Annotated in this window: 9 protein-coding genes; 6 read left to right on the forward strand and 3 right to left on the reverse strand. The window is 62.2% G+C overall.

Annotation, left to right across the window (positions count from 1 at the left end; genetic code table 11):
* The 6 genes from ABD974_RS11715 to ABD974_RS11740 form a co-directional block, all read left to right on the forward strand.
* A partial coding sequence (locus tag ABD974_RS11715; protein WP_345303522.1) for an efflux RND transporter permease subunit occupies positions 1 to 141 on the forward strand: 141 nt, incomplete at its 5' end.
* Positions 142 to 260: 119 nt separating this feature from the next.
* Positions 261 to 902, forward strand: a complete 642-nt coding sequence (locus ABD974_RS11720) for a HupE/UreJ family protein (protein WP_345303523.1) — start codon at positions 261 to 263, stop codon at positions 900 to 902.
* Between the two features lie 11 nt (positions 903 to 913).
* Positions 914 to 1,591, forward strand: a complete 678-nt coding sequence (locus tag ABD974_RS11725; RefSeq protein WP_345303517.1) for a hypothetical protein — start codon at positions 914 to 916, stop codon at positions 1,589 to 1,591.
* Positions 1,592 to 1,642: 51 nt separating this feature from the next.
* Positions 1,643 to 1,903: a hypothetical protein gene (locus tag ABD974_RS11730; RefSeq protein ID WP_345303518.1), complete on the forward strand. Its 261-nt coding sequence runs from the start codon at positions 1,643 to 1,645 to the stop codon at positions 1,901 to 1,903.
* A 27-nt stretch (positions 1,904 to 1,930) separates the two neighbouring features.
* Positions 1,931 to 3,268, forward strand: a complete 1,338-nt coding sequence (locus tag ABD974_RS11735; RefSeq protein WP_345303519.1) for an MFS transporter — start codon at positions 1,931 to 1,933, stop codon at positions 3,266 to 3,268.
* A 36-nt stretch (positions 3,269 to 3,304) separates the two neighbouring features.
* Positions 3,305 to 3,739, forward strand: a complete 435-nt coding sequence (locus ABD974_RS11740; protein ID WP_345303524.1) for a YqaA family protein — start codon at positions 3,305 to 3,307, stop codon at positions 3,737 to 3,739.
* Between the two features lie 21 nt (positions 3,740 to 3,760).
* On the opposite strand, the gene ABD974_RS11745 is transcribed toward ABD974_RS11740, so the two are convergent.
* From ABD974_RS11745 to ABD974_RS11755, 3 genes are all read right to left on the reverse strand, one after another.
* On the reverse strand, positions 3,761 to 4,480 hold the full coding sequence (locus ABD974_RS11745) for a superoxide dismutase (protein ID WP_345303520.1): 720 nt from the start codon (positions 4,478 to 4,480) through the stop codon (positions 3,761 to 3,763).
* Between the two features lie 7 nt (positions 4,481 to 4,487).
* The gene (gene chrA, locus ABD974_RS11750; protein ID WP_345303521.1) at positions 4,488 to 5,855 is read right to left on the reverse strand and encodes a chromate efflux transporter; all 1,368 of its coding nucleotides are present in this window, start codon (positions 5,853 to 5,855) and stop codon (positions 4,488 to 4,490) included.
* A gap of 108 nt (positions 5,856 to 5,963) precedes the next feature.
* The coding region (locus tag ABD974_RS11755; RefSeq protein ID WP_425562683.1) for a hypothetical protein at positions 5,964 to 6,193 on the reverse strand (230 nt) is incomplete at its 5' end.

Here is a 6,193-nt window from a genome sequence, read left to right on the forward strand (position 1 = left end):
GGCTCCGAAGTGCAGCGACCGCTGGCGACGGTGGTGATCGGCGGCATCGTGTCCTCGACGCTGTTGACGCTGCTGGTGCTGCCGGCGCTGTATCGGCTGTTGCATCGCGACGATAACGCTGACACCGGAGCGCCCGCGTGAGCCAGGCATCGTTCCTTTCAATACTTCTTGGAGACACCGACTTGCGTGTTCCATCGCACACCGTCCCATCGGGCATCAAACGGACGGCGATCTCGGCGCTCGCCATTGCGGCGCTCTGCATGCTGGCATCCGTCGCGCTCGCGCATGGCGTGACCGGCAGCGATCAGACCTTCCTCGAACAAAATGCCGGTCGAAACCTGATCGTCTTCGCCTATCTCGGCGCCAAGCATATGGTCACCGGATACGATCATCTGCTGTTCCTGTTCGGCGTTGTGTTCTTCCTGTATCGCATGCGCGATGTCGGCATCTACGTCACCCTGTTCGCCATCGGCCACAGCGTCACCTTGCTGGCCGGCGTGCTCGGCGGCTGGCATGTGAACGCCTATCTGATCGATGCGATCATCGGCTTGTCGGTCGTCTACAAGGCGCTCGACAACCTAGGGGCTTACAAACGCTGGTTCGGTGTGCAACCCGACACCAAGGCCGCCGTTCTGATCTTCGGGCTGTTCCACGGCCTTGGCCTGGCGACGAAGCTGCAGGATTTCGCGTTGTCCAAGGATGGTCTGGTCTCGAACATGCTCGCTTTCAACGTCGGCGTCGAAATTGGTCAGTTACTGGCGCTGGCTGGCATCCTGATCGCGATGGCATTCTGGCGCCGCAGTAGCAATTTCCACCGACATGCGTTCGCGGCGAATACGGTGCTGATGATCGCGGGCTTCGTGTTGATCGGCTATCAACTCACCGGCTATTTCATTTCCTGACCGAGGCGTTCATGTTCATTACTTCGATGCAAACCCAGCACCCGACCACCGCACAGCTTGTGAAGGCCACGCTCGCGGCAATCGTCGTCGCCGGTGTGATCCTGATCACTACCGTGCTGCCGGCGGAGTACGGGATCGATCCTACCGGCATCGGCGGAAGACTCGGACTCGGCGTGCTCGCGACGGATCACGACGCGGACACGTTGTCGCCCACGCCGGCCCCGAATCCCGCACAGTCCGCTGATCAAACCGTCCCCGTGTCGCGCAGCGCGGCGGATCGCGCGCAGATCGCATCGAAAGCGGCCGAAGTGTTCGGTGCGAACGCCGGACAGAGCTTTGATACCGCAGCCGTTTCACTACGCACGATGTCTTACCGGAACGATACCTTGAGTGTCACCCTGGCGCCGGGCAAGGGCGCAGAAGTCAAGGCCGCTCTCAAGGCCGGTGACGGCATCGTCTTCCACTGGAAAGCGACCGGCGATGTCGCTCTGGATATGCACGGCGAGCAGCCCGACGCCAAAGGCGCCTGGACCAGCTACGCCGTCGAACGCGCGCAACGCGAAGCCTCCGGCACCTTCATCGCACCGTTCGACGGCAGTCATGGTTGGTACTGGCAGAACCGTGGCACTGCGCCGGTGACGGTCGATATCCAGGTCGCCGGCTATCAAGAAAAACTCTATCGCCCCTGATCGTTCCATTTTTCGCTCAGGCATTCATACCATCCACCCATGGAGATTCCCATGTTCAACCGCTCCTCGCTCAAATTTGTTTTTGCGCTGTCGATCGCTCTCGTCGCCGCGACCGCAAGCGCACACGATCCGCGTTTCCACGAACCGGAGTATCAAGCGCCTCCGGCCAAACTCAAACCCACGACCTGCGCGCAATTGGCCGACACCCAACGCTATTCCAACGATATGACCGATCCGGACATCAAGGCGTTGAAAGCGAAGTGCGATGCCACTGCGAAGGCGGCCAAAGCTGAGGCCAAGAAATCCAGATAAACCGCAAATCGCACCGATGATCCTTCAATGATCGAAATCCTCCGCCATCGCAATTTCCGCCGACTCTTTCTCGCCCAGGTCGTGGCCTTGGTGGGAACGGGTCTGACGACGGTTGCTTTGGCACTACTGGCCTACGATATCGCCGGTGCGCAGGCAGGCGCGGTGCTCGGCACCGCGCTCGCCATCAAGATGACCGTTTATGTGTTGCTGGCGCCGCTTGCCGGTGCCTTTGTTCCGTCGCATTTGCGCAAGCATGTGCTGATCGGTCTGGATCTGGTTCGCGCCGCCGCCGCCACGATGCTGCCGTTCGTGACCGAAATCTGGCAGGTCTATGCGTTGATCGCGGTTTTACAGTCGGCATCCGCATGCTTCACGCCGCTGTTCCAATCGTTGATTCCGCAAATCCTGACCGAGGAACGCGATTACACCCGGGCATTATCGCTGTCTCGTTTGGCTTACGACCTCGAGAGTCTTTTGAGCCCCGCATTGGCGGCCGCTTTGCTTACGCTCATCAGTTTCCATGGCTTGTTTGCCGGTACAGCGGCCGGTTTCCTCGTCTCTGCACTGTTCGTGCTGTCCACGACATTTCCGGCGGTGGTGGCGGCGGTGCGTAGCGCGGATGGCCCATATGCGCGCGCCTTCCGCGGCATGCGCATCTATCTGCATACACCGCGCCTGCGCGGCCTACTGGCGCTTAATTTGTGCGCTGCGGCTGGCGGTGCGATGGTGTTCGTCAATACCGTGGTGATCGTGCGCAGCGTGGTGCATGGCGGCGATCGCGAAGTCGCCTGGGCACTGGCGGCGTTCGGGGCCGGCTCGATGACGACGGCCTTGCTGCTGCCGAAGTTGCTGGATCGCATGTCCGACCGCCGCGTGATGCTCACATCGGCCATGATCATGGCCAGCAGCCTCATGATCGCCAGTGCCCTGTGGCAAGGCCAGGACGGCCGGATCGGATGGGGCACGCTACTTCCGTTGTGGTCATTGCTGGGGATGGCCTATGCCGGGCTGGTCACCCCTGGTGGCCGCCTCTTACGTCGCTCCGCCGAAGCAAGCGATCTCCCCTTCCTGTTCGCGGCACAATTCTCGCTCTCGCACGTCTGCTGGTTGCTTGCGTATCCGCTAGCCGGCTGGGTGGGCGCGCGTTTAGGACTTGGCATCGCGTTGATCGCGCTCAGCGGCGTGGCGATGGCCGGGTGGCTGATCGCTTGGCGGACTTGGCCACGTCACGACCCCGATGCGGTGGAGCATGCGCATCCCGAGTTGCCCCACGACCATCCTCACCTGGCTGAGCATCAGCCCAACGAAAAGACACACACCCACGCGTACAAGATCGACGATTTGCACGAACGTTGGCCACGATAATCATTAGGGCATGCGCGTAAATTGATGTCGGACATCATTGCCTATATCACGCTGTTCGCGGTCGCTTTCGGTGCCGCCACAATCCTGCCTTTGCAATCCGAGGCCATGCTCGCCGGCCTGCTGCTGGCAGATTACACGCCGGCCTTGCTAGTGCTCGTGGCCAGTGCAGGCAATGTACTGGGGTCCGTGATCAATTGGCTGATTGGGCGACAAATCGAGAGATTCAAGCACCGGCGTTGGTTTCCGGCGAACGACGCACAGCTCCGGCGTGCGCAATCTTGGTATCAGCGTCACGGCAAATGGTCATTGTTGCTGAGCTGGATCCCGATCATCGGCGATCCGCTCACGATCATTGCGGGCGTGATGCGAGAACCGCTGCCGATCTTTGTCATATTGGTGACGGCCGCCAAAGTGGGACGCTACATCGTGTTGGCGACCATCGTCCTGGGAGCGGAGGTGCATCCCCTGTGATCGGAGCCGCGCCCCATCTTGCTACGACTTCCGCACGCGCTCCAACCGCTGTGCAACGGCGTCCCACTGGATGTTTTCAAAGAACGCATCGACGTACTTCGCCGCCGCTGCGCCGTAGTCCATCTGGTAGGCGTGCTCGTACATGTCCAGTACCAGGATCGGCAGGGTCGCCGCAGGCGCGTGCGCATGGTCGGCCATCCAGTAGTTCTCGAAATGCTGCAGATGCGTGTTGTAGCCCAGCACCACCCAGCCCGAGCCACCGCCCAGGCCGAGCCCCATGCGGCGGAATTCCGCTTCCCAACGGTCGAAGCTGCCGAACGCATCGCCGATGATCCTGCGCGTATCCGTATCGGGCCGACCATCGCCGCCCAGATTGTCGAAGTAATGCTCGTGCAGCACCACCGATCCGGTGCGCAGCAGGTGCTCCCGCTTCAGTTCGTTGTAGAGGTAAGGCGGCAGATCGGGATTGGCAAGCGCATCGGCCAGATGCTTGCGGGTGGCAGCGAGCGCCTTGACCGATCCGCCGTAGTTGTTCTCCCAGTGCGAGCGGATCAACCGTTCCGACAGTCCCTTCAACTTCGCTGGATCGAACGTGAGTGGTTTGGGCACGTGACCAGCCGCAGCAACGGATGCGGGCGTCGGTGACGAGGCTTCTGCCCTCGGCGCCACGCCCAGCGCGACCGGCGCGGCCGCGGCGAGGGCGAGCAGTTCACGACGACCGGGATTGTGCGGACGATGCATGGCAACCTCAAAGCGGAAGGGATTTCAAGAGAAGACCCACTGCAGCGGATCCGGCGATGACACGGATGACGCTCTGCTTCCAGCGGAACAAGGCCAGCGCAGAGACTACCAGCAGGACAGCGGCCACCGGATCGAACACGCCGGAAAAGCCTTGCGGCCAGAGTACGTGGTAGCCGAAGAACAGGGCGAGATTCACGACCACGCCGACCACCGCCGCCGTGATCGCGGTCAGCGGCGCGGTCAGGCGCAGATTGCCATGGGTGGATTCGACCAGTGGCCCGCCGGCCAGGATGAAGACGAACGACGGCAGGAAGGTGAACCAGGTGACGAGGGCCGCCGCCACCGCACCCGAAAGGAACGCCGCATCCTGTCCGAACACGGGGTTCGCATGCCCGCCCAGGAACCCCACGAAGGCGACGATCATGATCAGCGGCCCCGGTGTGGTCTCGCCGAGCGCCAGACCATCGATCATCTGCGTCGGCGACAACCAGCCATAGCGGTCCACGGCCCCCTGATAGACATAGGGCAGCACCGCGTAGGCCCCACCGAAGGTCAGCAATGCGGCCTTGGTGAAGAACCACGCCATCTGCGTCAACGTGTGCTCCCAACCGAGGCCCATCGCGAGAGCCGACATCGGAAGCACCCACAACAGCGCACCCGTGATCAATACCCGCGTCAGACGCCACCAGCCAAAGCGGGCGTGCTCGGGAATGGGCGTCGCATCGTCGATCAGTGCAGGCGCTCGTTCCGCCTTCGCGCTGTTTCCATGCCCACCGCCGATCGCGAATTTCGCTGGCGAGAACCGCCCACCCAGATATCCGACCAGCGCCGCCCCCGCCACGATCACGGGGAACGGCAGCGACAGCGCGAAGATAGCCACGAACGCCGCCGTGGCGATGCACCACAGCACCGGATTCTTCAACGTCCGCGACCCGATGCGATACGCCGCATGCACCACGATGGCCGTCACCGCCGGCTTGATGCCGTAGAACAGCCCCGCCACGACGGGCACATCCCCGAACCGCAAATAGATCCACGACAATGCAATGAGGATGAACAGCGACGGCAGCACGAACAGCACGCCCGCGACCACGCCACCCCGGGTCCGATGCATCAGCCAGCCCATGTAGGTCGCCAACTGCTGCGCCTCCGGCCCGGGCAACAACATGCAGTAGTTCAAGGCGTGCAGGAAACGGCTCTCAGATATCCAGCGCCGCCGCTCGACCAGTTCCTGATGCAGCAGCGCGATCTGCCCGGCCGGCCCGCCGAAGCTGATCCAGCCCAGTTTGAACCAGAAGACGAGCGCGTCGCGGAAGCTGATGGTGGAAGGCGAACTGTCCGGCTGTGTTGCCGGAATCTGCTCTGTCGGTTTCATATAGGATCAATCCGAGATCTCAATAGACGGCCAAGCACCTCCTGACTCGCTTGCAAGAGGCGAACGCAATCATCCTGCGGTTCGACTTATGGCCATGTGATTCATAGCCTAACCTAGCTGCTTCGGTATACGCCCCTCTTCAGCGATGATCGAGCGAGCGTCCGTCCGGCTCGGGATCCTGGCCCGCCTTCCCGCCCGATGAGGCGCAGGCGCTGTGCCAAGCTGCGCCCGTTGCTCCTCCCACAGCACCGGCGGGTTGATCAGCAACGCGCTAAGTCGGACACCATCCGGCAGAGCATCCTCCAGGATCGCGGCCACGATATCCGGCGCCAGCAGCG

This window comes from Lysobacter hankyongensis (genome assembly GCF_039543145.1).
GTDB classification, from domain to species: Bacteria; Pseudomonadota; Gammaproteobacteria; order Xanthomonadales; family Xanthomonadaceae; genus Lysobacter_I; species Lysobacter_I hankyongensis.

Bases quoted from the DNA above. Each gene is read 5' to 3' on its own strand.
- ABD974_RS11725 (WP_345303517.1), top strand. From the start codon at position 914: ATGTTCATTACTTCGATGCAAACCCAGCACCCGACCACCGCACAGCTT.
- chrA (WP_345303521.1), bottom strand. From the start codon at position 5,855: ATGAAACCGACAGAGCAGATTCCGGCAACACAGCCGGACAGTTCGCCT.
- ABD974_RS11720 (WP_345303523.1), top strand. From the start codon at position 261: ATGCTGGCATCCGTCGCGCTCGCGCATGGCGTGACCGGCAGCGATCAG.
- ABD974_RS11745 (WP_345303520.1), bottom strand. From the start codon at position 4,480: ATGCATCGTCCGCACAATCCCGGTCGTCGTGAACTGCTCGCCCTCGCC.
- ABD974_RS11735 (WP_345303519.1), top strand. From the start codon at position 1,931: ATGATCGAAATCCTCCGCCATCGCAATTTCCGCCGACTCTTTCTCGCC.
- ABD974_RS11730 (WP_345303518.1), top strand. From the start codon at position 1,643: ATGTTCAACCGCTCCTCGCTCAAATTTGTTTTTGCGCTGTCGATCGCT.